The organism is Aeromonas salmonicida, from assembly GCF_028355655.1.
In the GTDB taxonomy this organism is placed as follows: domain Bacteria; phylum Pseudomonadota; class Gammaproteobacteria; order Enterobacterales; family Aeromonadaceae; genus Aeromonas; species Aeromonas salmonicida.
The window spans coordinates 980,318-1,004,017 of the sequence record NZ_CP110645.1 but is presented as its reverse complement, the minus strand read 5'-3'; the positions used below and the strand labels follow the sequence as shown (position 1 = coordinate 1,004,017).

Sequence of the window (23,700 nt, the reverse complement as noted above, 5' to 3'; positions counted from 1 at the left end):
TAGGCAACGAATTTGCCTGATGGCAGGCAATGTAGTGAGAGGTAAATGCCGTGCCCACCCCGGACCGTCGCCCACGTGGCCATAACAGACGAGCCCAGCAGCGTCGACAAGACGAATCACAAGGATCCCTGCTCCATCGTATCAATGCCGCTACCCTGCCCCTGCGCCAGCGCATCGGCCAAGGGATGCGTGGCCTTGGCCAACGCGGCCAGGAGGCCAGCGCAGGCAAATTCAAGCTGGCCAACCCGCTGCCCCGCAAACACACCATAGGCCTGCTGGTGCTAGTGCCCATCTGGCTGCTGTTGCTGGCCTGGGAACCTGCGCCTGCCATGCCGACAATCGCCCCGTCCGGTTCGCTCGCCGTGCCGCTGGCCGTGCCAGCCGAAGCACTGACTACTGGCAATGGCACCTCGGCCGCCAAACCGGTCGAAGAGAAAGTAGATGGCAGCTGGCTACAGCACGATGTGCAAGCCGGTGAAACCCTCTACTCCATCTGGCGCAAGTTCGAGCTGCCAGGCGCCGAGCTCAGTCGCCTGATTGCCATCGAAGGGCCGGACCGCCCTTTGACCCGGCTGCAATCGGGCAAGTCGGTGTTCATTCTGGTGGATGACAACCGCCGTATCCAGCGGGTGGAGATCCGCTCCTACGGTCAGGCCATCTATCGGTATGACCGGCAGGGCCAAGGGTTCGCCCTCAAGGAGTGACAAAACGGGAGGCCATGAGCCTCCCGCTTTTTGATCCAGCACAGTGAAATAAGCCGCTGACTTCACAATATTTTTAGCTTGCTCAAAAAATGAAAAGCGCAAAATTGACAAGGATCTGCTCTCACGTACAATCGTTTGTGCTTTAGACAGGGATTGTTCTACATGCTACTGGGACAAATTGACGTGGTCAGTCATGCTTCAACCCCTGATTCCTAGGCAAATGCTGCCCAACAAGGCTTAGTTTCATTTCGTTATAGATAGGACTTACCACATGTCTGACATTCGCACCGGCCAAGTAAAATGGTTTAACGAAACCAAGGGTTTTGGCTTCATCGAGCAATCCCAGGGACCGGACGTTTTCGTTCACTTCTCCTCCATCCAGAGCACAGGTTTCAAGACCCTGGCTGAAGGTCAAAAAGTCCAGTTCACTGTGACTCAGGGCCAAAAAGGTCCTCAGGCTGAGAACGTTACTCTGCTCTAAGCCACGCCAGTGAGCCTGTAGGAGGAGACCTGCTCCTCCTATTTTTTTGCCTGCCGTTTACCACTCCACTATTGTTCATCGCCCGCTTGTGACCAGACCCTCTCCGGGTTGTGACTGCGCTTGCCCGCCATTTCCCTCTTGTCGCCCCTCAACCATCAGGCCATCACGACCACTGGGTATCAGCTCATCCCGGACCAGGGCAGCGTCTTGCTATCAGGGTAAGCGAACTTGGCAAACAGAGGGATAGAGCTGAAAAGCAGGAACACAAACGCATCGCAGCGCGATACGGAAGTCATTTTTGGAGGATTAAAAGGAATGCTGGTACTACGAAGAGAAATTGGAGCGGATAACGAGACTCGAATACACGACCCCAGCCTTGGCTGGCATGGATGATGCTCTACCAACCGGGTGTTGTAATCAATATGTTTATCTATTGGATTTGGGTACTTCGAAGAGAGAGATTGGAGCGGGAAACGAGACTCGAACTCGCGACCCCGACCTTGGCAAGGTCGTGCTCTACCAACTGAGCTATTCCCGCAACAGGATGTCACTTGCAAATGTGTTGGAGCGGGAAACGAGACTCGAACTCGCGACCCCGACCTTGGCAAGGTCGTGCTCTACCAACTGAGCTATTCCCGCAACAGGATGTCACATTGCAAATATTTGGAGCGGGAAACGAGACTCGAACTCGCGACCCCGACCTTGGCAAGGTCGTGCTCTACCAACTGAGCTATTCCCGCAACATAAATGGTCGTTTTGCGCTGGTGAAGATGATTGGAGCGGGAAACGAGACTCGAACTCGCGACCCCGACCTTGGCAAGGTCGTGCTCTACCAACTGAGCTATTCCCGCATCGGGCTGGATTGAACCAGTTTCATCATCACATTTTGGAGCGGGAAACGAGACTCGAACTCGCGACCCCGACCTTGGCAAGGTCGTGCTCTACCAACTGAGCTATTCCCGCAACAGCGTTGTCATTATCTGGTCTGTGAAGATGATTGGAGCGGGAAACGAGACTCGAACTCGCGACCCCGACCTTGGCAAGGTCGTGCTCTACCAACTGAGCTATTCCCGCATCGGGCTGGATTGAACCAGTTTCATCATCACAATTTGGAGCGGGAAACGAGACTCGAACTCGCGACCCCGACCTTGGCAAGGTCGTGCTCTACCAACTGAGCTATTCCCGCACACACCATAAAATGGCATCAAAACAAATCGTGCAGCATTTGGTTGCTTGCGCTACTGCACGGGAGCCGAATTATAAGAGCAGTCTTTCCAATTGCAAGGGCTTTTTCGTCTGGTTGCGCGTGTTCGCTCAAAAGCTGGCCGAACTGTCGATTTTAGCAACCAATCGATGGCAACCCCATGCCAGGCAATCAGATCTTGAAGACGTGACTACGATAGAAGCGCAGCTCGGCGATGGATTCACGAATATCGTCCAGCGCCATGTGGGAGCCACTCTTGGTGAACTGATCCAGCAGCTCGGGCTGCCAGCGACGTACCAGCTCCTTGATGGTGCTGACGTCAACGTTGCGGTAATGGAAGAAGGCTTCCAGCTCGCTCATGTGCTTGACCATGAAGCGGCGATCCTGGCCTATGCTGTTGCCGCACAGCGGGCTGGTGCGCTCAGGTACCCACTGGCGAATGAAATCGAGGGTCTCGGCCACGGCCCTGGTTTCGTCGTACTGACTCTCCTTGACCCGGGCCACCAGTCCGCTCCTGGTATGGGTATTGACGTTCCAGTCGTCCATCTTGGCCAGCTCTTCATCGCTTTGGTGGATGGCGATGACAGGCCCTTCTGCCAGCACGTTCAGATCCTTGTCGGTGACTATGGTGGCGATCTCCAGTACCACGTTCTCTTCGGGGTCCAGACCCGTCATCTCCATGTCGATCCATACCAGGTTCTGCGCGCTGACTGTCATGATTATTCTCTCTATTGGGAGGAATGGCGGAATTTTGCCAATTTGCATGTATCATACTGGCTTTGAATCTGTTCATAAACTGGCGAATCGAGTGGCAAAGAAAGCAAAACTCAATCTGGGTCAACAAAGGCGCGTCCAGGCCAACCGCGAGCGGCGGTTGCAAAAAGATCACACCACTGTCGTGGATGACACCCTGTTTGGCCCGGCCATTGAAGGAGTGGTGATCAGCCGTTTCGGTCAGCATGCTGACGTAGAAGCGACTGACGGCACCATCCACCGCAGCAATCTGCGTCGCAGCAGCATCAGCAGCCTGGTGTGTGGCGACAAGGTGGTCTGGCGGCCCGGCCTCAATACCGCGACCGCAGGGGTCATCGAGGCGGTACATCCGCGCCACTCAGTGTTGACCCGGCCGGATTTCTACGACGGGGTCAAACCCATCGCCGCCAACATCGACCAGATCATCATCGTCTCGGCGGTGATGCCCGAGTTCTCCACCAACATTGTCGACCGCTATCTGGTCGCCGCCGAGGATGTGGAGATACAGCCACTCATAGTGCTGAACAAAGTCGACATGCTCGATGATGCTGCCCGCATCCGTGTCGAACGACAACTCGACCCCTATCGCAAGCTGGGCTACCAGGTGATCCTGGTGAGCTGTGAGAGCGGCGAAGGCCTCGATGAGCTCAAGGCCCAGTTCGAAGGCAAGATCAGCATCTTCGTCGGCCAGTCCGGGGTGGGCAAATCGTCGCTCACCAACGCCCTGATGCCGGGGCTGGATGTGCTGACCGGCGAGATCTCCGAAAACTCGGGGCTAGGTACGCACACCACCACCACGGCGCGACTCTATCACTTCCCGAGCGGCGGCGATCTAATCGATTCCCCCGGGATCCGCGAGTTCGCACTCTGGCATCTGGAAGCCGATCGCATCACCTGGTGCTTCATCGAGTTTCGTGACTACCTGGGTGGTTGCCGATTCCGCGACTGCACCCACAAGGACGACCCAGGCTGCGCCCTGCGTGCGGCGGTCGACCGTGGCGACATCAGTGCCGATCGCTTCCATAACTATCACCGCATCCTGGAAACCATGCAGGAAGCCCGCCACGGTCGGCAACAAGCCCGGACGTGACCTATTCAACCCTCTTTCCATAAAGACCAGATCAAGATCATGAGCATCACTGACAACCTGAAAATTGCCGGTCAATACTGTTTGCCCAAGCACGCCCTCTCCCGTCTGGTGGGCAAGCTGGCTGCCGCAGAAGCGGGCAACCTCACCACCAGGGTGATAGAGGCCTTTATCAAGCAGTACGGCGTCGACATGAGCGAAGCGCTGCACGAAGATCCGGCCCACTACGCGAGCTTCAACGCCTTCTTCACCCGCGAGCTCAAGCCGGGGATCCGTCCGCTGGTCGAGGATGCCATGACCCTGGCCCTGCCGGTGGACGGCACCGTCAGCCAGCTCGGCCCCATCCATCAGGGCCGCATCATCCAGGCCAAGGGCCACGACTACAGCGCCCGCGAGCTGCTGGGTGGCTTCGAGGATCTGGTGGCGCCATTCAAGGATGGGGACTTTGCCACCATCTATCTGGCACCCAAGGATTACCACCGCATCCATATGCCGCTGGACGGCGTGCTGGAAAGCATGGTGTTCGTGCCGGGGGATCTCTTCTCCGTCAACCCGCTCACCGCCGAGAACGTGCCCAACCTGTTCGCTCGCAACGAACGTGTGGTCGCCACCTTCCGCACCCCCCATGGTCCCATGGCGCTGGTGCTGGTCGGCGCCACTATCGTCGCCAGTATCGAAACCATCTGGGCCGGCAATATAGCGCCGACCAAGCAGAAAGAAGTGGTGCGTTGGGATTACAGCGGTGATGAAGCCATCACACTGCAAAAAGGGGCCGAGATGGGCCTGTTCAAGCTCGGTAGTACCGTGGTCTGCCTGTTTGGCCCTGGCATGCTGGCCGGTTTTGAGCCCCATCTGGCCAATGGCGTCACCACTCGCATGGGTCAACCCTTTGCCAAGCTGGCGGCCGACGCATGAGTGACCAGCCAGGCTCCTCACAAGCAAAGAACCCGCTGCACGGGCTGACCCTGGAGGCGATCGTCACCGCCCTGGTCGAGCACTATGGCTGGGCAGAGCTCGGACAGCAGATAAACATCCGCTGCTTCACCGACGACCCCAGTATCAAGTCCAGCTTGAAGTTCTTGCGCAAGACCCCCTGGGCACGGGAGAAGGTCGAAAGCCTCTACCTCTATGTCCAGCGCAAGCAAGCCAAATTGAAGAAGGAAGGGCCAGATGGCGTTTAAGATTACCTACACCTACAAAAAGCAGACCAAAGAGCTCGGCTATGCGAACGACAAGTTTCGCAGCATCTACGATGCCATTGCCGCCGCCGAAGGGCTGGATCTCTCCAGCTTCCACGCCATGGAGGCCCAGCTGGCCCAAGTCTGCCGCCGCGACAAAAAGAGCGTGAAGGATTACCAGGAGAACTACTTCAAGGAGCTGGGTTTCTCCAACATCGTCATCGAACGGGACAATCTCGAAGACAAGCAGGAGTAAGCATGCGCACTCTGACTCTGATGGCCGCCTCCCTGCTGCTGGCGGCTTGCAGTACCCCGACTCAGCATATGGTCGGCAATGATCAGGATATCCACGGCTGTCGTGCCAGCGCCGGTTATCAATGGTCAGCGCTGACCAACCAGTGCGTGCGCCTGTTTGAACAGGCGGTGAGACTGCAATCCCTCAAATCGGATGAGACCGGCAGCGCCTTCGTGCTGTTCAATGCCGACCAGAGCAAGGCCGAACTGACTCTGCCAAACGGTGAGCAGACCTTGCTGACCCGACAAGGGGATGAGGGCAACTGGTCCTGGCAGGGAGGTGCCTACCAGCTCTTCCCCTGGAAAGGCTATGTGCTCAAATCCGGCGAGCAGGCTCTCTTTCACGGTGACAGCGCCCTCTAGTCGCCAGCCAGTCGTGCTGACGCTCCGAACGCCCCCGGCCCCTGCCGTGGGCGTTTTTCTTTATGTCTGGCGGCAACACAGGGGCACCCGGGTGTCAGAACCTGAAATGCGCTGACGGTGGCATCTCCTCTATTCAGGGCACGCTGACCGCCCAAAAACAAACACCCCGCTGCAAGCAAGGGGGTGTTTGATGCTGGCCGCCAGACAAGCAGGCGACTGACAGAGGCGGATCAGTTGCCCAGTGTGGCAAACAGACTCTGTTCCAGGCGCCCCTGGGAGACACAGACAGGCGTGATGGAAGGAGCTGCGACACGCTCGCCGGACGACTCAACGAAGTAGAGCTGGGTATTGCCCTTGACGTTGACGGTCGCCACGCTGTTGTTGCCGCTCTGGGTGATGATCAGATTGATCTGCAGATTGGGGTTGCCCAGCGCCACTTTGGAGCCCATGGTGCCGCAATCCAGCCACTCCAGACCATCGGCGGAGTTTTCGACGTTGGCCGTCATCAGACCCGAGCCACGCTGGCTGTTCTCGATGTTGAGACCGTGATCGGCAAACCACTTCTCGGCACGGGCCCACACCAGATCCACAGGGATCTGCATCTCCTGGGTGTTGTTGGTCGCCTTGGCAACCGGCGGGTTATAGCGGTACTGCTCACCACCATTGTTGTCGCTGGCACACCCGGCCATCAGCAGGGCCAGGGCGATCCCCAATATCTTTTTCATGCTGCTTCTCTCATCCATATTATTCGGCCATCGGCCAACCGGCGGCTATTATGGCGTTGACGACACAGACTGTCAGCAGAGATCGGCAGAAATGCATCCTCGTTAACCCAAGCTTTACAAAACCCGTCTGCTATCATAGATTTGCTCGAAATTACCCCCGTGAGTGCCTGCGTGAATTCCTTGCTCACCCTGACGCTGTTACAGCAGATCATCGATCAGTTGCCCATGAATATCTTCTGTCGGGATACGGACGGGCGCTACCTGTTTGCCAACCGCACGTTTGTGGAGCAGGCAGGTCTGCAGCAAACAGAAGAGCTTATCGGCAAGACGGACATAGAGATGCCATGGGGCAACATCTTTCGGGAAGAGGATGATCGCCTGCTGGCAGAGGGCAATCCTTTGCTCTATCAGCAGCTGCACTGCAACAGTGGCGACAGCACCCGTTGGATGGAGATCCACAAGATCCCCCTCTATGACGAGCAGGGCAAGCCAGTAGCGCTGTTTGGCATGGTCAACGAGATTGGCCAGCGCAAGGAGCTGGAGCAGACCTTTCGTCAGCAGCAGCTGCTGCAGCGCCGGCTGCTTGACGCCATCCCGGATCCCATCCGGCTGGAAGACCATCAGGGACTGCTCATCGACTGCAACCAGGCCTTTCTCGACTTCATGGGCATGGCGGCGAGCGAGGCGCTCGGCCAGCGTGTCGCACACAGACTCTCCACAGAGTTACCCATGGGACGGGGCGAATACTGCCTGGTGGATGCCAACGGCCAGGGCCGCCACCTGGAGATAACCCGGGTCGATGTGCCGGACGACGAGGGCAACTCCCTCGGCATCCTGACCTTGAGCCGTGACATCACGGGACTGCGGACCACCCAGGCCCAGTTGCAGCAGGAGCAGCACTACGACAGTCTGACCGGCCTGCTCAAACTCTCCCATTTTCTGCAGACCAGCCGCCACCTCGGGGCCCGCAAGGCCAGCCTGCTGCTGGTCGACCTGCAACACTTTCGCGAGATCAATGACCGCTTCGGCATCCGGGTCGCCGATCGCCTGCTGAGCCAGGTAGCTCGTCGTCTGCAACAGCTGGCGCCGCCCCAGTCACTGGTGTGCCGGGTCGCCGCCGACGACTTCGCCATGCTGCTGCCGGAGCTGAGCGAACCGCTGGCAGACTGGAGTCGCCGCCTGCAAAACGAGCTGATGGTGCCCTACCAGATCGAAGAGCACAGGATCCAGATCCCTGTGTTCCTTGGCATTGCCCACGGCAGGGCCAACGACGCCGAACGGCTATTGAGCCATGCCGAGGCCGCGCTGGCCCAGGGCAAGCGTCAGCAGCAGCACTGTACCCTGTTCGATCCCGAGCTAGACGCCAAACTCAAACGCCGTCAGCTGATCGCGGCCCAGCTGCCGCTGGCCATCAAATCGGGGCAGCTCACCGCCGTCTATCAGCCCATCATCAGCACCCGCAACAACCAGTTGCACGGGGCTGAACTGCTCTGCCGCTGGCCCCACCCCGAACTCGGCATGATCTCGCCAGATGAATTCATCCCGCTGGCAGAGGAGCTGGGGCTCATCGGCCAGCTCGGTCAGCGCATGCTGGAACAGGGCTGTGCCCAACTGGCTCGCTGGCAGGGTGCGGCACCGGATCTGGTGCTCTCAATCAATCTGTCACCGCTGCAATTTCGTGACCCCGACCTCTGCCCGCAGATCTTCGCCTGCATAGAGCGTCACGGGCTCGCCCCCTGGCAACTGGAGCTGGAGATCACCGAAGGGGTGCTGATGGAGAACGCCGACGAGATTGAGAGCAACCTCGCCAATCTGATTGAGGCAGGTTTCCAGCTCGCCATCGATGACTTCGGCACAGGTTACTGCTCGCTCGCCTACCTGCCACGGCTGCAGGTGGCTACCCTCAAGCTGGACCGCAGCTTCACCCAGGGGCTGGCCACCAACCAGGCCACCACCGCCATAGTGCGCTCCGTCATCGGCTTGGGCCACGAGCTTGGGATCAGGATCACCGCCGAAGGGGTTGAAACCCCCGAGCAGCAAGCCTGGCTGGTACAAGCCGGTTGCGATCGGCTGCAAGGCTACCTGTTCAGCCGCCCGCTGCCACCCGACGAATTTGCCCGCAACTATCAGTTGCCCGGCAGCTGATCGCAGACAAAACAAAGGCCACTCGAAAGTGGCCTTTTTGTTGTCCGGCACAGCGCCGACACCCGCTGTCGTCCTTACTCCTGGAAGTAAGTGCCCCAGCCGTCGTAATCCACGCCGTACTTCTTGAGGATCGGCAACATTTTCTCGATGTCGGCCACTATGGTCTCTATGTCCAGCTTGCGCTCTATGGTGGCATCAAAACAGAAGATGGGGGCACCGTCATCCAGCTCCATCTCTTCCGCGTCAGTCACTTCAAAACCGGCCTTGAACAGGTCGACGGCCGCTTTCTCCAGCTGATCGAAATCCTGACAGGCGAAGTGGTGCTCAATGTCATATTCCAGATCCGGGTTGCTGCCATCGGCCAGCAACTCGTTGACGATGGCGGTGGTCTCTGCACGCCACTCTTGCATATCAAGACTCATATTAACCCCAGCTACTACTTTGTTAGTGTCACATGCCGTCGGCAATCGGGTGCCTGCTTCGGCTCACATTCACCCGGCGCGGCATAGTTGCGGCAAAGCATACCCGCAGAGTGCATCCGGCTCAATGCGCAAGCCAAGATAGCGTCTCGCCCGGAGCCACCCCAAATGGGGTGCCATCATAAAAGGTTAATAAAGTGTAATCTGCCGCTTCTCGTGAAATGTCCCATACGGAACTTCACATCTGGATTGACGATACGCACAACCACATCGAAAAGCACTGTGAAATCAGCACTATCCACCAGTTTTCACTCAGTGACAAGGGTCACTCAAGGGGTGTATCAAGGGACGCGGGCGCAACAGGGCCCGTACGGAAAGAGGAGCCAGCAAGGCTCCCTTTTATCATGTGAAGGAGCACATAGAATGCCTAAAAAAACAATAATGAGCCTGCTCATCGGCTCAACCCTTATGATTGGAAACCACGCCATGGCCGCCCCGGTACATGGCCCGTTCGATGCCCCCTTGGCCGACGAGGTGAAGGTGCTGGATATGCTGAAGAAAAGCGGCCGCATCCCCACCCTGGCCTCCCCCGAGATGGAGCAGGCCGCCCTCGCCCGTTTTTATCGCGAAAAGTCGCGAGCCTACCAGGGCCACAGCGGCACCCTGGCGGTGAAAGAGGGCAAGATGCGGGAGACCATCCTCAAGAAGATCCGCCTGAACGGCACGGCCCGTCCCGGCGACCGGGTGCCCACCCTGCTGCTCAAGTCCATCGAGAAGGAGCACTACAACGGCAAGATGCGCAAGGACAAGATCCTCGCCATCCTGGTGGACTTTCCCGACTACCCGAAGAACAGCGTCACCCCGGATCTCACCAAGATGTACTACCCGGACTACACACCCGAGCACTACAACGACCTGCTGTTCTCCGGCAAAGGCTACAAGGGCCCGAACGGTGAAACCTTCATCTCCATGCGCCAGTTCTACGAGCAGCAATCCGGCAAGAGCTACAGCGTGCGCGGGCAGGTGGCGGGCTGGTATACCGCCGACAAGAATGCCGCCTACTACGGCGCCAATGCCACCCCCAACACCATTCGGGACCTGGTGAAGGAGGCGTTGATCCAGGTGGCCAATGACCCCTCCATCGATCTGGCCCAGTTTGACCAGGAGGATCGTTACGATCTCAACGGCAACGGCAACCGGAACGAGCCGGATGGTCTCATCGACCACCTGATGATCTTCCACTCCAGCGTGGGGGAAGAGGCCGGTGGTGGCGATCTTGGCGAGGATGCCATCTGGGCCCATCGCTGGAACCTGGGTGCCCCCTTCCCCATCCCCGGCACCAGCAGCCCGAACGGCAACTTCGGCGGCCAGTTTGCCGCCTACGACTACACCATCCAGCCCATCGATGCGGCGGCCGGGGTCTGTGCCCATGAATATGGCCACGATCTGGGACTGCCGGACGAGTACGACACCAAGTACACCGGCAAGGGTGAACCTGTGGCCACCTGGTCCATCATGTCATCCGGCTCCTGGGCCGGCGTGATAGGCGGCACAGAGCCGACCGGTTTCTCCGCCTGGGCCAAGGAGTTCCTGCAGGCCTCCCTCGGCGGCAACTGGTTGCACGGCAGCAATGTGCAGCTCGCCGACCTCAGCCCCCATGGCAACGTCTACATGCTGGATCAAGCCAACGACAAGGGCCGCAACGACGACGTGGTACGCATCAATCTGCCCGCCAAGCAGATCCCGCTCAATCCGCCTTATGCCGGCCAATACGAATACCACGGTGGCAAGGCCAACAACCTCGACAACCGCATGAACCTCACCCTGGACTTGACCGGCAAGCAGAGCGCCAGTCTGGCGTTCAAGGCCTGGTACCAGATTGAAGAGGGGTTTGACTATGGGCGGGTGCTGGTCAACGGTCAGCCCATCCCCGGCAACCTGACCACCAGCGACGATCCGAACGGGATCGGCTTTGGCGTCGGCATCACGGGCAACTCCAATGGCTGGACCGATGCCGAATTTGACCTGAGCCCCTGGGCAGGTCAGAAGATAACCCTGACCCTGCAATACCTGAGCGATGGCGGCGTGGCCGAGAACGGCCTGTTCGTGGACGAAATCCTGATCCTGGCCGACGGGGATTCGCTGGTGAGCGACGGGGCTGAAGGCAACTCCGCTTTTACCCTGGCCGGGTTTGTGAAGAGCAACGGCAACGAGGCCAAGGATCACTACTATCTGGCCGAGTGGCGCAACCATGCGGGGGTCGACAAGGGGCTGGCCCACATCAATGTGTCTGACCAGCTGATGCGCTACGAGCCGGGCATGTTGCTCTGGTACGTGGACAACAGCCAGGACAACAACTGGGTAGGCGTCCACCCGGGTGAGGGCTTCCTCGGCGTCGTTGATGCAGACCAACGCACTCTGAAGTGGAGTGACGGCGCCGTCGCCGGCACCCGCTACCAGATCCACGATGCCACCTTCAGCCTGGGCTTCCAGCAACCGCTCAACCTCAAGCACCCGAGCGGCTCCCTGCTGCGCGATTTCTGGGTCACCCCGAACCGGGTGTTCAAGGATTCCCGCAGCTACCAGAGCAAGGAGATCCCGGATGCGGGTCGCCTGCTGCCCGATCATGGCCTCAAGATCAGCGTCACCGGTCAGGCCCGCGACATGAGCACGGGACGGATCATCGTCAGCCGTCACTGAGTCATCCAATGCACCCAGGGGGCTCAGGCCCCCTTTTTCATTGCCCACAACGAAAAAACAGCACAACAAGGCAGGATTGAGGGTAAAAACCGCTGACAGGAGGGGAAATTGCTCGGTTATCGAGCGAACGGTACCTCAATCTGCCCCCTGTGGTTGACACATCTGCGTATAAAGGGTTTAATGCGCGCCGTTGCCCAGATAGCTCAGTCGGTAGAGCAGGGGATTGAAAATCCCCGTGTCGGCGGTTCGATTCCGTCTCTGGGCACCAATAATTCCTCCTTAGTTCAGTCGGTAGAACGGCGGACTGTTAATCCGTATGTCGCTGGTTCAAGTCCAGCAGGAGGAGCCAAATTTGAAGAGCCCGCTCATCGAGCGGGCTTTTTTTATGCCTTTCAGCTGCCGTTGCAGGCTGCCAACAGCAGGGTAGCCCCACAGGCGGCGCTAAACAGCAAGAGCCCTGTTTGCAGCACGCCTTCCGGGTTTACCCCTTTCTCTTTTTTCCGACGTCGTATCCACGATGGCTTCATCGAGCCCACCTCACCCTGTTCCTGCACTGGCCCCTGCACACATCGGCAGGCGAGCCATCTTTGTATCAGCCCCCCTTTATCGTCAATCTTCACCTCGATAATAAATTCATCAAAGAGACCCACCCTGTCCCGCTTCATGAGCATGCTGACGCGCGAATGTGCGAATGTGCGAATGTGCGAATGTGCGAATGTGCGGGCGATCATACGCCTGGCTCACAAGGGGGTGACTGACCGGCGGCTTCGGGCTTGAAGCACACCGACTCTGCGCCCCTGGCTCCCCCTCTTATCCGGCCAGCTCTATCTTGCCGTAGTCGAGGCGATTCTCCTTCGGCGCGCCCTCTATGTGGCTCACTGCCTTCAGCTTGTACCTGATGATGTAGCCGAAACAGGCGAAGAATAGGCCGATCACCAGGGCACCGACCCACTGGATCTGCAGGAAGTCGAGCTTGAACAGCAGGGTCAAGCCGGCCAGCATCAGCAAGTTGAGCCCGAAGTAACGCCACTGGCCGAGCCGCTGGGTCGTCAACCCCAGGTTGTCGGTATAGAGGCGGATCAGGGAGTCGAGGGAGTTGATCACCATGGTGATCCCCACGGCGACCATGGCCCAGTTGAAGAAGCCGGCGGTCGAGAGCCCCTGCTCGTGGTAGTAGTAGAGCACGGCGAACCAGATGGCGATGGCCAGAGAAGGGAACACCAGCATGGCCCCCAGCAGTTGCCAGGTGCGCAAGCCGCCGACGAAGCGGGCGGTGAACTGACCGATCATGATGCTCCAGGAGAACCACCAATAGAGATAAAAGGCGTGGTAATCATTGAGGGGCAGCACGAAGCGCTCTATGTGACCAAAGTATCCTCCCACCAGCGCCAGCGTTGCGGCAAAATCGGCCAAGGATCCCGCCGGCGTGAGAAAGGCGGCGCCCCACATCAGGGCGATCAGGGCGATGAAGCAGGTCGTCGTGCCCAGACTCAGGATCCTGACGAACTTCAGGCTGGTGCTCGAATAGATGGAGAGCGCAATCACCAGCAGCACTATCAGGTAAAAACTCGCCACCAGGCTCTCGCCATCCCCGATCTGGGGCAGATACCAGGGCAGGTTGCTCAGCAGCAGATAAGCGGTGAAGGCACAGGTGCCTATGATCACCAGGTTGTTGAGGAACTTCACCGGCGCCAGCTCAAAGAACTTCACTCTGGGTTCTATCACGCAAAAATAGAAACAGGTCAGAAAGTAGAAACCCCAGATGAGAAATCCCCAGTAACCAAATTCAATGGCAAGCGGATTGGTGAAGCCATATTCCGGGCTCGCCTGCAGATCGGCATAACCGGCAAACTCGGTGAGCGGGAACATGATGAGCCCCACATCCAACCCGGAGGTGAACAGGATGGCGACGAAGGTAAAGGTGTGCACCGGCGTGGTACCGATACAACGAATATTGCCCCAGCGATAGAGCACAAAGGCGATGGCGGCAAAGGTAAACAGTATTCCTGCACTGAGCCAGACTGTCATGACTGACCTCCTGCGATATCCCTTTCGTGACCAAACATAAGTGCTCCTTGTCATTGCATAGTGGTGTTCAAGAGGCAGTTCGGCTTCCTGCGGACATGGCTTCCCCAACCCCGCATTGGCGAGGGGAAATGGACACGGGATCAGGGCTTAGCTATCGCCGTTATCTGAACGGACAAGGCGATAGCTAAGGTCTGACGAACTGCCATCCGGGTAGTGGCGTCTCTTTTTATTCAACCAACAGGCTCAAGCCAGGGAACGCACTGGCTCCCGCGGACGCTGCTTCTCCTGCCAGTGGTCGGCCAGCCCCACCTCGACCGGGTGCGCCATCAGTGGCACCTTGCCTAGGATCAGGTCGGCGGCGCGCTCGGCCACCATCAGGGTGGGGGCATTGAGGTTGCCGTTGGGAATGGTCGGGAAGATGGAGGAATCCACCACCCGCAGCCCCTGCAGGCCATGAACCCGGGTCTCGGGATCCACCACCGCCATGGGATCCATACCCATCTTGCAGGAGCAGGAGGGGTGGTAGGCGCTCTCCACGGCACTGCGTACAAAGGCATCTATCTGCTCATCGCTTTGTACCGACCCCCCTGGCTGTATCTCCTCTCCCCGATAAGCATCCAGGGCCGGTTGACCGATGATCTCCCGGGTCAGTCGCACGCAGGCGCGAAATCCTTCGACATCATCCGGATGGGAGAGGTAATTGAAGCGGATGGCGGGGGCCTGACGGGGGTCGGCCGAGCGCACCTGCACCTGACCACGACTGCGGGGTTTGTTATGACCTATGTGTACCTGGAAACCGTGCCCCGCGAATGCCTCCTTGCCGTCATAACGCATGGCGGCAGGCAGGAAGTGATATTGCAGATCCGGCCAGGGCCCCCCCGCCTTGGAGCGAATGAAGCCACAAGACTCGAAGTGATTGGTCGCCCCCAGACCGTCCTTGCGCAGCAGCCAGCGGCTGCCGATGAGGAACTTGTGCCACAGACCCAGTTTGCCATTGAGGGTGATGGGTTGCTGACAGCGAAACTGGAAGTAGAACTCCAGATGATCCTGCAGGTTTTCGCCCACCCCGGGCAGAGGGTGCAATACCCCTATCCCTGCCGCCCTCAGAGTATCGGGATCGCCGATGCCGGAGAGTTGCAGCAGATGAGGTGAGCCGATAGGGCCTGCACTCAGGATCACCTCCTTGCCGGCTCTCACCTCCTCCATCTTGCCCTTGTGTTCGAAGCGCACCCCGACCGCCTGTTTGCCCTCGAGCAGTACCTTGTGGACCAGGGCACCGGTCAGCACAGTGAGGTTGGCCCTCCCCATGGCGGGTCTGAGATAGGCATTGGCACTGGAGCTGCGAACCCCTTGCTTGACCGTCATGTGCATGGGGCCGAACCCCTCCTGCTGGCGGCCGTTGTAATCCGCCGTCCCGTCGTAGCCCGCTTCCACACCGGCATCGACGAAAGCCTGATAGAGGGGGTTTTGCATCTGGTTGCCGTTGTTGACTCCAATCGGTCCCTCAGTGCCGCGATACTCATCCCCACCGAAGGCCCACTGCTCGGCCCGTTTGAAGTAGGGCAGGCAGTGGGCGTAATCCCAACCCTGCGCCCCCGCCTGCTGCCACTCGTCAAAGTCACCGGCGTGGCCGCGCACATAGACCATGCCGTTGATGGAGGAAGAGCCTCCCAGTACCTTGCCCCGTGGGCAGTGCATGCGCCGCCCGTCCAGATGGGGCTCGGGCTCGGTCTCGAACTGCCAGGCATACTTTTTGGTGTTCATGGGGATGGAGAGGGCGGTCGGCATCTGGATGAAAATGCTCTTGTCGCTGCCCCCCGTCTCCAGCAGCAGCACCCTGTGCTGACCGTCCTCGCTCAGGCGGTTGGCCAGCACGCAGCCAGCGCTACCCGCCCCCACTATGATGTAATCAAATTGCGTCATGGTGCCTCCTTAAAACGGACTCTGGATCGCTTGCATGCCGACATAGACGGACTTGAGCTGGGTGTAGTGTTGCAGGGTCGCCAGGCCGTTCTCCCGCCCTATGCCGGACTGCTTGAAGCCGCCCACCGGCATCTCGGCCGGGGAGGCGCCATAGCTGTTGATCCAGCAGATCCCGGCCTGCAACTGGTGCACCACCCGGTGGGCGCGGCGAATATCCCGGGTGAAGACCCCGGCCGCCAGCCCTAGGGCAGTGTCATTGGCTCGCCGTACCACCTCTTCCTCCTCATCGAAGGTGAGTACCGACATAACGGGACCAAAGATCTCTTCCCGGCAGATCCGCATCTCGTCCCGGCATTCGCTGAAGATGGTGGGAGCGACGAAGAAGCCATCCGGTGCCATGGCCGGCCGCAGCGCCTCCCCGCCACAGCGCAGGGTGGCCCCCTCTTCCTGGCCAATGCGGATGTAGTCGAGCACCTTGCGCTGATGCTCGCGGGAGATGAGGGCACCGAAGTTGGTGGCGGGATCCATGGGGTCGCCGATCCGGATATTGTCCCGGGTTCGGGCCAGCAGCCGCGCCATGAAGGCGGGGTAGATCCCCTGCTGCACATAGACGCGGGTGCCATTGGTGCACACCTCGCCCTGGGTATAGAAGTTCGCCACCATGGCAGCGCTGACCGCCTCTTCCAGATCTGCATCGTCAAAGATGATGAGGGGGGACTTGCCACCCAGCTCCATGGTCACCCCCTTGAGGGTCTCAGCAGCGGCGCGCATCACCTTCTTGCCGGTGCCCACCTCGCCGGTGAAGGAGATCTTGGCCACCTCGGGCGCCTGACTCAGCCAGGCACCGACCCGGCCATCCCCCTGCACCACATTGAAGACGCCGGCGGGCATGCCGGCCTCGATGAAGATCTCCGCCAGCTTGAGGGCACCGAGGGGCGTCTCTTCCGAGGGTTTGAAGATCATGCTGTTGCCGCAGGCCAGCGCGGGGGCCGCCTTCCAGCAGGCAATTTGCAGCGGGTAGTTCCAGGCGCCGATCCCGGCACAGACGCCGAGGGGTTCGCGGCGGCTGTAGTAAAAATCAGCCCCCAGCTGCTGCTGATTGCCCTCGATGGCAGCAGCCAGGCCGGCGAAGAACTCTATGCTGTCGGCGCCAGTGACCACGTCCACCACTGAGGCTTCCTGCCAGGGCTTGCCGGTGTCCGCTACCTCGATGGCGGCAAGGATATCGTTACGCTCACGTAGCAAAGCCACGGCCCGCAACAGGATCCGGCCACGCTCGACCCCGCTCATGGCCGACCAGAGCGCAAAACCCTTCTGGGCACTCGCAATGGCCGCAGTTTGCACTGCCTCATCGGCCACCTCGACCTCGTAGATGACGACCCCGCTAGCAGGATTAATGACCTCGAAGTACTCGCCCGAGGCATTGGCCAGATAACGGCCGTCGACAAAATTCTGATAACGCTTCAAAGACATGAATTCACTCCGCTGGGGTCAGTCGTTGCTGGATAAACAGTTTGCAAAGCCGCTCGGCGCGGCTGAAGTCGGGTTCAAGGCACGGCGTAGCCAGAAGCCATCGCTCATGGGGATGTGTTGTACTGCAGACGGGCACGGTTCGTGGCTGGCCTGAGGCCAGAAAACAAGCCAGCTTTGACACAGATGTGATGGATGGTGGTGTGTTGCAAACCGAACTCGTCCACCGAAGAGATGGTGGCCTGGACCGGTTCCTGATGACGTACTTCAAAGACTCCGACTATGGGCATTTTTTGTTAATTGATTGTTCAACCAGCAACAACCATAAAGATTAGAGCAGAAAGGATCAACCACGTAAAAAAGAGTGAATAAAAAAACAAAATGCAGGAACAAACAAAAACAACATTAAAAAACAAACAGATAGATAACAACGAAAGGCGTGAATTTGATTTATATATCAAATCAATTTATTTCTAAAAGGTTACTATGCAGAGCAGAAAAACCAAATTCATTTCAGTCAGTTGCCCACCCCCAGCCATGAAAACGGTCATCTGGAGGCCACAAAAACAGGGTGTGGCGGTGGCTTTTTGTCGATGCCACACCGGATGTCACCTTGATAGAAGGGGAGCAATAGACAGCGATAGACATAGAGGATGAGGATTTCATGAGCCAGAACACGAGGGGCTGACTGCGGGCACAGGATCGCGAGTAAAAGGAGGGGAATTACCCATCTTGCCACCCCTTTCAAAAACCGGCGTGACCGGGCCGGGGGCCATGGTTATGATATGGCTCCCACCAAAAAATCACCTCGTTCAGGGAGAACGTCAGATGAGCAGCCCCTTGCGTTACGTGCTGGACGGCATCCATTGCGAGCCACACTTCTTCACCGTGCCCCTTGATCACCAGCAGCCGGACGATGAGGAGACGCTCATCCTGTTTGGTCGCACCCTCTGCCGCCAGGACAAGCTGCACGAGGAGCTGCCCTGGCTGCTGTTCCTGCAAGGGGGGCCCGGCTTTGGTGCCCCGCGTCCGACCGCCAATAGCGGCTGGCTCAAGCGGGCCCTGCAGGAGTTTCGGGTATTGCTGCTCGATCAGCGCGGCACCGGCCATTCAACCCCCATCAGTGCCAATGCGCTGGCCCAGCGCAGCGCCCAGGAGCAGGCCGACTACCTCAGCCTGTTTCGCGCCGACAGCATAGTGCGCGATGCGGAATATGTTCGCGCCATACTGAGTCCTGCTCGCCCCTGGAGCCTGCTTGGCCAGAGCTTTGGAGGCTTTTGCAGCCTCACCTATCTCTCCCTGTTCCCGGACAGCCTGCACGAGGTCTACCTCACCGGCGGCGTGGCCCCCATAGGCCGCAGTGCAGATGAGGTCTATCGCGCCACCTATCAGCGGGTGGCGGACAAGAACCGTGCCTTCTTCGCCCGTTTCCCCCATGCCCAGGGCATCGCCAACCGGCTGGCAAACCACCTGCACAGCCACGAGGTGCGCCTGCCCAACGGCCAGCGCCTGACGGTGGAGCAGTTGCAGCAGCAGGGGCTGGATCTCGGCGCCAGCGGTGCCTTCGAGGAGCTCTACTACCTGCTGGAAGATGCCTTCATCGGCGAGCGGCTCAACCCCGCCTTCCTCTATCAGCTGCAAGCCATGCAGCCGTTCAACACCAACCCTGTGTTCGCCATACTGCATGAGTCCATCTACGCCGAAGGGGCCGCCAGCAACTGGGCGGCCGAGCGGGTCAGAGCCGAATATCCGGCCCTGGCCTGGGCACCCGGCAAGGATTTCGCCTTCACCGGCGAGATGATCTTCCCCTGGATGTTCGAGCAGTTCCGCGAGCTGATACCACTCAAGAACGCGGCCCACCTGCTGGCCAAAAAGGCCGATTGGGGGCCGCTCTACGACCCGGCGCAGCTGGCCCGCAACACTGTGCCCGTTGCCTGCGCCGTCTATGCCGAAGACATGTATGTGGAGTTCGACTACAGCCGCGAGACCCTCAAGGGCCTCGGCAACAGCCGGGCCTGGATCACCAATGAATATGAACACAACGGCTTGCGAGTCGATGGCGAGCTGATCCTGGACCGCCTCATCCGGCTGAACCGGGATCGCTGATCCCGGCCGGGCGACGAGCCCGTCGCGATACACATAATATCGAGGGCGACCCATGAGTCGCCCCACCCTTTGGAAGCAGCACAATAATAAGGACACCCATTGGATCACCCGGAAATCTCGGCCGGCTGGCTGAGCCGCCTCTTCTATCACTGGACGGGCCCGCTGCAACGCAAGGGGCTGACCGAACCCCAGGTCGGCCTCGACGATCTCTATCCCCTGCTGCCGGAAGACAGACGGGATGGCAGGGCCGATGCCTTCCTTCAGCTCACCGCCACCCAGCCGGTACGCCCCTGGCCCATCACCGCCTTTATCTGGCGCCATTACAAGGGGCGGATTGGCCTGCTCACCCTGTTGCAGCTGCTCGGCATGCTGGCGACCCTGGCCAGCCCCTGGCTGCTCAACCACAGCATGACCCAGCTCGGTGCGGGCGCCCCCACGGAGCAAAAACTGCTGCTGGCTTTCGCCCTGTTTGCCTCTGTGCTCGCCGCCGGCATGCTGGCGGAGCACTCGTTGCAGCTGGCGCTCAAGATGCACGTCCCCATTCGCCGCCTGCTGGCCGAAGCCCTGCTGGCCAAGGTGATGAAGCTGGGGGGCAAGAGCTTCGACGACAGGGCCGGCGGTCGGGTGCAGAACCTCATCAACCGGGATGTGTGGGACATTACCTGGATCCTGGCCGACCCCGCCATGCCGCTCACCATGGCACTGCAACTGCTGGGCACCATAGCCCTGCTGGTGTGGCAAGTGGGCAGCGCAGGCCTGGTGGGTTTTGCGGTGCTCACCCTGCTGCTGCTCATCTCCACCCGGGTGGTGCGGCGGATGAACCAGCAGGAGCAACAGCTCAAGCGCCAGCAGGACGAGCGCAACGGCATACTGGCGGAATACATCAAGAAGCTGCGGCTGGTGCGCCAGAACGGGCTAGGCGCCTTCTTCACCCGGGCGGCCAACGCCAAACGCCAGCAGGAGCTGGGGGTGCTCGGTCGGGTGCTCAAGCTCGATGCCATCAACGACAGCCTGATGCTGAGCACGCCGCTGCTGGTGACCCTGGCCACCTTCACCACCTATCTGGTATCGGGCCAGAGCCTGACCCTGCCCCAGGTGTTCACCACCATAGCCCTGTTCGCCGTGCTGCGGATCCCCATGATGCGGCTGCCCTATCTCATCCGCACCCTGATCAACTTCAACACCGGCTTCAACCGGCTGTGCGAGTTCCTCAACAGCCCGGAGCAGCACAGGGATCTCACCGATGCCAGCCTGCCCGTCGGCAGCCTGCGGGTCGATGCGGTCACTGCCCTGCACCAGCAAAAATCGGTACTGCAAGGGGCCAGCCTCATCATACAGCCGGGGGAGCTGGTGGGGATCACGGGCCCCACCGGGGCCGGCAAGAGCTGCCTGCTGCACCTCATCGCCGGCTTCGATGACAGCTTCGAAGGGGAGATCCGCCGTCACGGCCGGGTCGCCCACCTGGGCCACAAGCCCTGGTTGATGAACGACACCATTCGCAACAACATCTTGTTCGGTCAGCCCTGGCACGGTGAACGCTATCGCTGGGTGCTGGGAGCCTGCGCCCTCGGCGCCGACCTCGGCCTGCTCAGCCATGGCGATCAGACCCTGGTGGGCGAGCTGGGTACCCGCCTCTCCGGCGGTCAGCAGCAGCGAGTCGCTCTGGCCCGCGCCCTCTATGCCCAGGCCGATATTCTGCTGCTGGACAACCCTCTCTCGGCACTGGACCCCATCGTCTCGGCCCAGGTGCTCGAGCAAGGGCTCGCCTTCAAGCCGGGCCCGACCCGGCTGCTGGTGAGCCATGATCCGGACGTGCTGGCCCACTGCGATCGGGTGATCCGCATCGAGCAGGGCCGACTGGTTGAGCTCGATGCCCGCCAGCTGGCGGATCTCATCCAGCACCCGCTTCCCGCCCCCATGGTGGCACCGCAGGAGGCGGAGCAGTTCAGCGAAGAGAAGGTGGTGGAAGGCAAGGTGGACTGGGGGCTGTTTGGTTTCATGTGGCAGCGTCTCGCCGCCCCGGGCGCCATCCTGATCGCCCTGCTGCTCACCCTGGGGCAGGAGGGGCTGCGCATCGCCTCGGATCTCTGGCTCGGCGGCAAGGCCGGCCTCACAGAGGTGAGTTCACTGCTCGGCATCTATGTGCTGCTGGGGGCAGGATCACTGGTCTGCATCATGGTGGTGCGGGTCATCAACTACAAGCTGGGGCTCAAGCTGGCATGGACCCTGTTCGACGGCATGCTGAGCCGCATCAGCCGCGCCCCCATGGCCTTCTTCGACAAGGTGCCGCAGGGGCGCATCCTCAACCGCTTCGACCGGGATCTCGGGGAGGCGCAAGAGATACTGCTGTCCATGCTGATGGGGCTGTTCGGCATGCTCATCTCAGTGCTGCTGCAGGTGGTGGTGATAGGCGTCAACATGCCGCTGCTGCTGCTCATCGCCCCCCTGGTGGGCTGGGCGCTCTATGTGCTGCAACGGCGCTACCGGGCGGTGCAGCTCAAGCTGCGGCGGCAGGCATCCGTGCTGCGCTCGCCGCTCTACATCAGCATCAGCGAGACCATTCGCGGAGCCCCCGCCCTGCGTCTGGCCGGAGCCGAGCGCTTCGCGCTGGATCAGGTGCTGCTGCACTATGACAACAACCTGCGCAGCTGGTACACCACCACCTCCATCAACCGCTGGCTCGGCATGCACCAGACCCTGCTCTCCGCCGTGCTGGTAGGCGCCGTGGCGCTGATGGTGGCCTTTGGCAACAGCTCGCTGCTGGGGGCCGTCGCCATCACCTACGCCTTTACCGCCTCGGCCATGCTCAACTCCCTCATTCGCACCTTCGCCGAAGTAGAGCAGGTGATGAATGCGGTGGAGCGGGTGCGCGAATACAGTGAAATCGAGAGTGAGCGCCAGCATGGGGAAGCGCTGGTGACGCCCCATCCCGGGGTGCGCTTCGACAACCTGGGATTGCGCTATCCGGAGGCGAGCCAGTGGGCCCTGCACAAGGTGAACTTCGAGCTGGCCCCCGGCGAGAAGGTGGGGGTCTGCGGTCGTACCGGTGCGGGCAAGAGCTCGCTGCTCGGTGTGCTGCAAGCCATGTATCCGGCCTCACAGGGAGAGATTTACTACGGCGATCAGCCGCTGTCCCGTCTTGCACCGGAGGCGGTACGGGATCTCTACGACACCGTCTCCCAGACGCCCCTCACCTTCTTCGGATCCTTGCGCGCCAACCTGGCGCCGCTCACCGAGCAGGATGACGAGGCGCTGGAGCTGGCACTGGCACGGGTCGGTCTGGCAGAACGCTGCGCTGGCAGGCTGGACGAGGACCTCGACAAGCTGCAACTCTCGGCCGGCGAGACCCAGCTGCTGGTGATCGCCCGCATACTGCTGTCACGTCGCCCGCTCATCGTACTGGACGAGGCCACCTCGGATCTCGATCACGGCGGCATGCGCAAGATGGCGGAGCTGCTCTATCGCTATCGGCCGGAGGCCAGTTATCTGGTGATCGCCCACCATCTGGAGCCGCTGCTGTCGGTGGACAAGGTGGTGGTGATGGAAGCGGGAACCGTGGTGGAACAGGGCTCGCCGGTCAGCCTGCTGGCCAACTCCCACTCCCGCTTCCATCAGCTGTTTGTCGGTCAGGTCAACCGCCAGGTGGCCCAGATCAACTGACACGAGAAACAACAAGGGCTGCCCGCAGGCAGCCCTTGTTATCGAGTATGCCGACTAGCGTTCCAGTATCTGGGTGACGTCGTCCTGCTTGATCATCACCTCCCGCCCTTCGTGATCGTAGTAACGGTACATGCCGGTGCTCTCATCCAGCTTGGGCTTGCTGTCGGTGGTGATCATCTTCCCATCCTTGGTGCTCATGATGTATTGGGAACTGCACGCCGCCAGCCCCAGTGCACATACCAGGATCATCATCAGTTGTTTCATCGCTGCTTGTATCCCCTCTTCATCCTCACCACGAGGACGCTGACTGAAGCCTAGCGCAACCTCACCGCCCCCACAGAGTGGATTGACAGAACGGGATCTGCATCAAAAATCAGTGACTTGGCGTCGGCGTTGAACGTGATGCCAACAGCGCATATGAACAAGGCCGGACATCTGTCCGGCCTCTTGTTACTGCCTG

19 protein-coding genes and 9 tRNA genes are annotated in these 23,700 nt (G+C 60.0%); 13 read left to right on the top strand and 15 right to left on the bottom strand.

The genetic code is table 11. The features are described from left to right. Positions 1-50: 50 nt before the first annotated feature. Together ONZ54_RS04985 and ONZ54_RS04980 are read left to right on the top strand one after the other, a co-directional pair. A complete protein-coding gene (locus ONZ54_RS04985; protein WP_265431916.1) occupies positions 51-704 on the top strand; it encodes a LysM-like peptidoglycan-binding domain-containing protein in 654 nt (217 codons plus the stop codon). A 271-nt stretch (positions 705-975) separates the two neighbouring features. Continuing rightward, positions 976-1,185 (top strand): cold-shock protein, encoded by a 210-nt coding sequence (locus ONZ54_RS04980; RefSeq protein WP_005317918.1) that lies wholly within the window; start codon positions 976-978, stop codon positions 1,183-1,185. Between the two features lie 462 nt (positions 1,186-1,647). Here ONZ54_RS04980 and ONZ54_RS04975 read toward each other — a convergent pair. The 8 genes from ONZ54_RS04975 to orn form a co-directional block, all read right to left on the bottom strand. Further along, positions 1,648-1,723: transfer RNA gene (locus ONZ54_RS04975), tRNA-Gly, on the bottom strand. Positions 1,724-1,748: 25 nt separating this feature from the next. Further along, positions 1,749-1,824, bottom strand: a tRNA-Gly gene (locus ONZ54_RS04970). Positions 1,825-1,849: 25 nt separating this feature from the next. Further along, positions 1,850-1,925 (bottom strand) — tRNA-Gly (locus ONZ54_RS04965). Positions 1,926-1,960: 35 nt separating this feature from the next. Next, positions 1,961-2,036: transfer RNA gene (locus ONZ54_RS04960), tRNA-Gly, on the bottom strand. Between the two features lie 36 nt (positions 2,037-2,072). Further along, positions 2,073-2,148, bottom strand: a tRNA-Gly gene (locus ONZ54_RS04955). A 35-nt stretch (positions 2,149-2,183) separates the two neighbouring features. Continuing rightward, positions 2,184-2,259: transfer RNA gene (locus ONZ54_RS04950), tRNA-Gly, on the bottom strand. Between the two features lie 36 nt (positions 2,260-2,295). After that, positions 2,296-2,371 (bottom strand) — tRNA-Gly (locus ONZ54_RS04945). A gap of 189 nt (positions 2,372-2,560) precedes the next feature. After that, positions 2,561-3,106 carry an oligoribonuclease gene (orn, locus tag ONZ54_RS04940; RefSeq protein WP_005317921.1) on the bottom strand — a complete coding sequence of 182 codons (546 nt, stop codon included), beginning with the start codon at positions 3,104-3,106 and terminating at the stop codon, positions 2,561-2,563. Positions 3,107-3,197: 91 nt separating this feature from the next. On the opposite strand from orn, the gene rsgA reads away from it, so the two are divergent. Genes rsgA through ONZ54_RS04915 form a run of 5 tightly spaced genes read left to right on the top strand, consistent with a single transcriptional unit; the run spans position 3,198 to position 6,064 of the window. Beyond that, positions 3,198-4,232, top strand: coding sequence for a small ribosomal subunit biogenesis GTPase RsgA (gene rsgA, locus ONZ54_RS04935; RefSeq protein WP_059113181.1), 1,035 nt, complete (start codon positions 3,198-3,200; stop codon positions 4,230-4,232). A gap of 39 nt (positions 4,233-4,271) precedes the next feature. After that, complete coding sequence (gene asd, locus ONZ54_RS04930) at positions 4,272-5,144, top strand: archaetidylserine decarboxylase (protein WP_111588382.1); 873 nt, start codon at positions 4,272-4,274, stop codon at positions 5,142-5,144. Further along, positions 5,141-5,410: a VF530 family protein gene (locus tag ONZ54_RS04925; protein WP_005317929.1), complete on the top strand. Its 270-nt coding sequence runs from the start codon at positions 5,141-5,143 to the stop codon at positions 5,408-5,410. Before asd ends, ONZ54_RS04925 begins: the two co-directional genes overlap by 4 nt. Continuing rightward, complete coding sequence (locus ONZ54_RS04920) at positions 5,400-5,663, top strand: DUF2960 domain-containing protein (RefSeq protein WP_005317932.1); 264 nt, start codon at positions 5,400-5,402, stop codon at positions 5,661-5,663. Before ONZ54_RS04925 ends, ONZ54_RS04920 begins: the two co-directional genes overlap by 11 nt. Before the next feature lie 2 nt (positions 5,664-5,665). Then, a complete protein-coding gene (locus tag ONZ54_RS04915) occupies positions 5,666-6,064 on the top strand; it encodes a hypothetical protein (RefSeq protein WP_005317936.1) in 399 nt (132 codons plus the stop codon). A 230-nt stretch (positions 6,065-6,294) separates the two neighbouring features. Here ONZ54_RS04915 and ONZ54_RS04910 read toward each other — a convergent pair whose 3' ends face one another. Continuing rightward, positions 6,295-6,789 (bottom strand): substrate-binding domain-containing protein, encoded by a 495-nt coding sequence (locus tag ONZ54_RS04910; RefSeq protein WP_005317941.1) that lies wholly within the window; start codon positions 6,787-6,789, stop codon positions 6,295-6,297. A gap of 171 nt (positions 6,790-6,960) precedes the next feature. Between ONZ54_RS04910 and ONZ54_RS04905 the strand changes: the two genes are divergently transcribed. Then, the gene (locus ONZ54_RS04905; RefSeq protein ID WP_099994210.1) at positions 6,961-8,934 is read left to right on the top strand and encodes a sensor domain-containing protein; all 1,974 of its coding nucleotides are present in this window, start codon (positions 6,961-6,963) and stop codon (positions 8,932-8,934) included. Positions 8,935-9,008: 74 nt separating this feature from the next. Here the strand turns inward: ONZ54_RS04905 and rraB are convergent, their stop codons facing one another. Continuing rightward, positions 9,009-9,356 (bottom strand): ribonuclease E inhibitor RraB, encoded by a 348-nt coding sequence (gene rraB / locus ONZ54_RS04900; RefSeq protein ID WP_011898395.1) that lies wholly within the window; start codon positions 9,354-9,356, stop codon positions 9,009-9,011. A 420-nt stretch (positions 9,357-9,776) separates the two neighbouring features. Here rraB and ONZ54_RS04895 point away from each other — a divergent pair, with 420 nt between their 5' ends. The 3 genes from ONZ54_RS04895 (at position 9,777) to ONZ54_RS04885 (ending at position 12,402) form a co-directional block, all read left to right on the top strand. After that, complete coding sequence (locus ONZ54_RS04895) at positions 9,777-12,053, top strand: immune inhibitor A domain-containing protein (protein ID WP_271787611.1); 2,277 nt, start codon at positions 9,777-9,779, stop codon at positions 12,051-12,053. A 192-nt stretch (positions 12,054-12,245) separates the two neighbouring features. After that, positions 12,246-12,321 (top strand) — tRNA-Phe (locus tag ONZ54_RS04890). Between the two features lie 5 nt (positions 12,322-12,326). Then, positions 12,327-12,402: transfer RNA gene (locus ONZ54_RS04885), tRNA-Asn, on the top strand. 43 nt (positions 12,403-12,445) lie between these two features. On the opposite strand, the gene ONZ54_RS04880 is transcribed toward ONZ54_RS04885, so the two are convergent. From ONZ54_RS04880 to betB, 4 genes are all read right to left on the bottom strand, one after another. After that, entirely contained in the window at positions 12,446-12,784 is a 339-nt protein-coding gene (locus tag ONZ54_RS04880) for a hypothetical protein (RefSeq protein ID WP_271787610.1), read from the bottom strand. A gap of 79 nt (positions 12,785-12,863) precedes the next feature. Further along, on the bottom strand, positions 12,864-14,081 hold the full coding sequence (locus ONZ54_RS04875) for a BCCT family transporter (protein ID WP_271787609.1): 1,218 nt from the start codon (positions 14,079-14,081) through the stop codon (positions 12,864-12,866). 243 nt (positions 14,082-14,324) lie between these two features. Further along, on the bottom strand, positions 14,325-16,004 hold the full coding sequence (betA, locus tag ONZ54_RS04870; protein ID WP_271787608.1) for a choline dehydrogenase: 1,680 nt from the start codon (positions 16,002-16,004) through the stop codon (positions 14,325-14,327). 9 nt (positions 16,005-16,013) lie between these two features. Beyond that, the gene (gene betB, locus ONZ54_RS04865; RefSeq protein ID WP_271787607.1) at positions 16,014-17,477 is read right to left on the bottom strand and encodes a betaine-aldehyde dehydrogenase; all 1,464 of its coding nucleotides are present in this window, start codon (positions 17,475-17,477) and stop codon (positions 16,014-16,016) included. An 825-nt stretch (positions 17,478-18,302) separates the two neighbouring features. Here betB and ONZ54_RS04860 point away from each other — a divergent pair. Beyond that, positions 18,303-19,580, top strand: coding sequence for an alpha/beta hydrolase (locus ONZ54_RS04860; RefSeq protein WP_271787606.1), 1,278 nt, complete (start codon positions 18,303-18,305; stop codon positions 19,578-19,580). 99 nt (positions 19,581-19,679) lie between these two features. Then, on the top strand, positions 19,680-23,240 hold the full coding sequence (locus ONZ54_RS04855; RefSeq protein WP_271787605.1) for an ATP-binding cassette domain-containing protein: 3,561 nt from the start codon (positions 19,680-19,682) through the stop codon (positions 23,238-23,240). Between the two features lie 54 nt (positions 23,241-23,294). Here ONZ54_RS04855 and ONZ54_RS04850 read toward each other — a convergent pair whose 3' ends face one another. After that, positions 23,295-23,504 (bottom strand): YgdI/YgdR family lipoprotein, encoded by a 210-nt coding sequence (locus ONZ54_RS04850; RefSeq protein ID WP_058395997.1) that lies wholly within the window; start codon positions 23,502-23,504, stop codon positions 23,295-23,297. Positions 23,505-23,700: the final 196 nt, after the last annotated feature.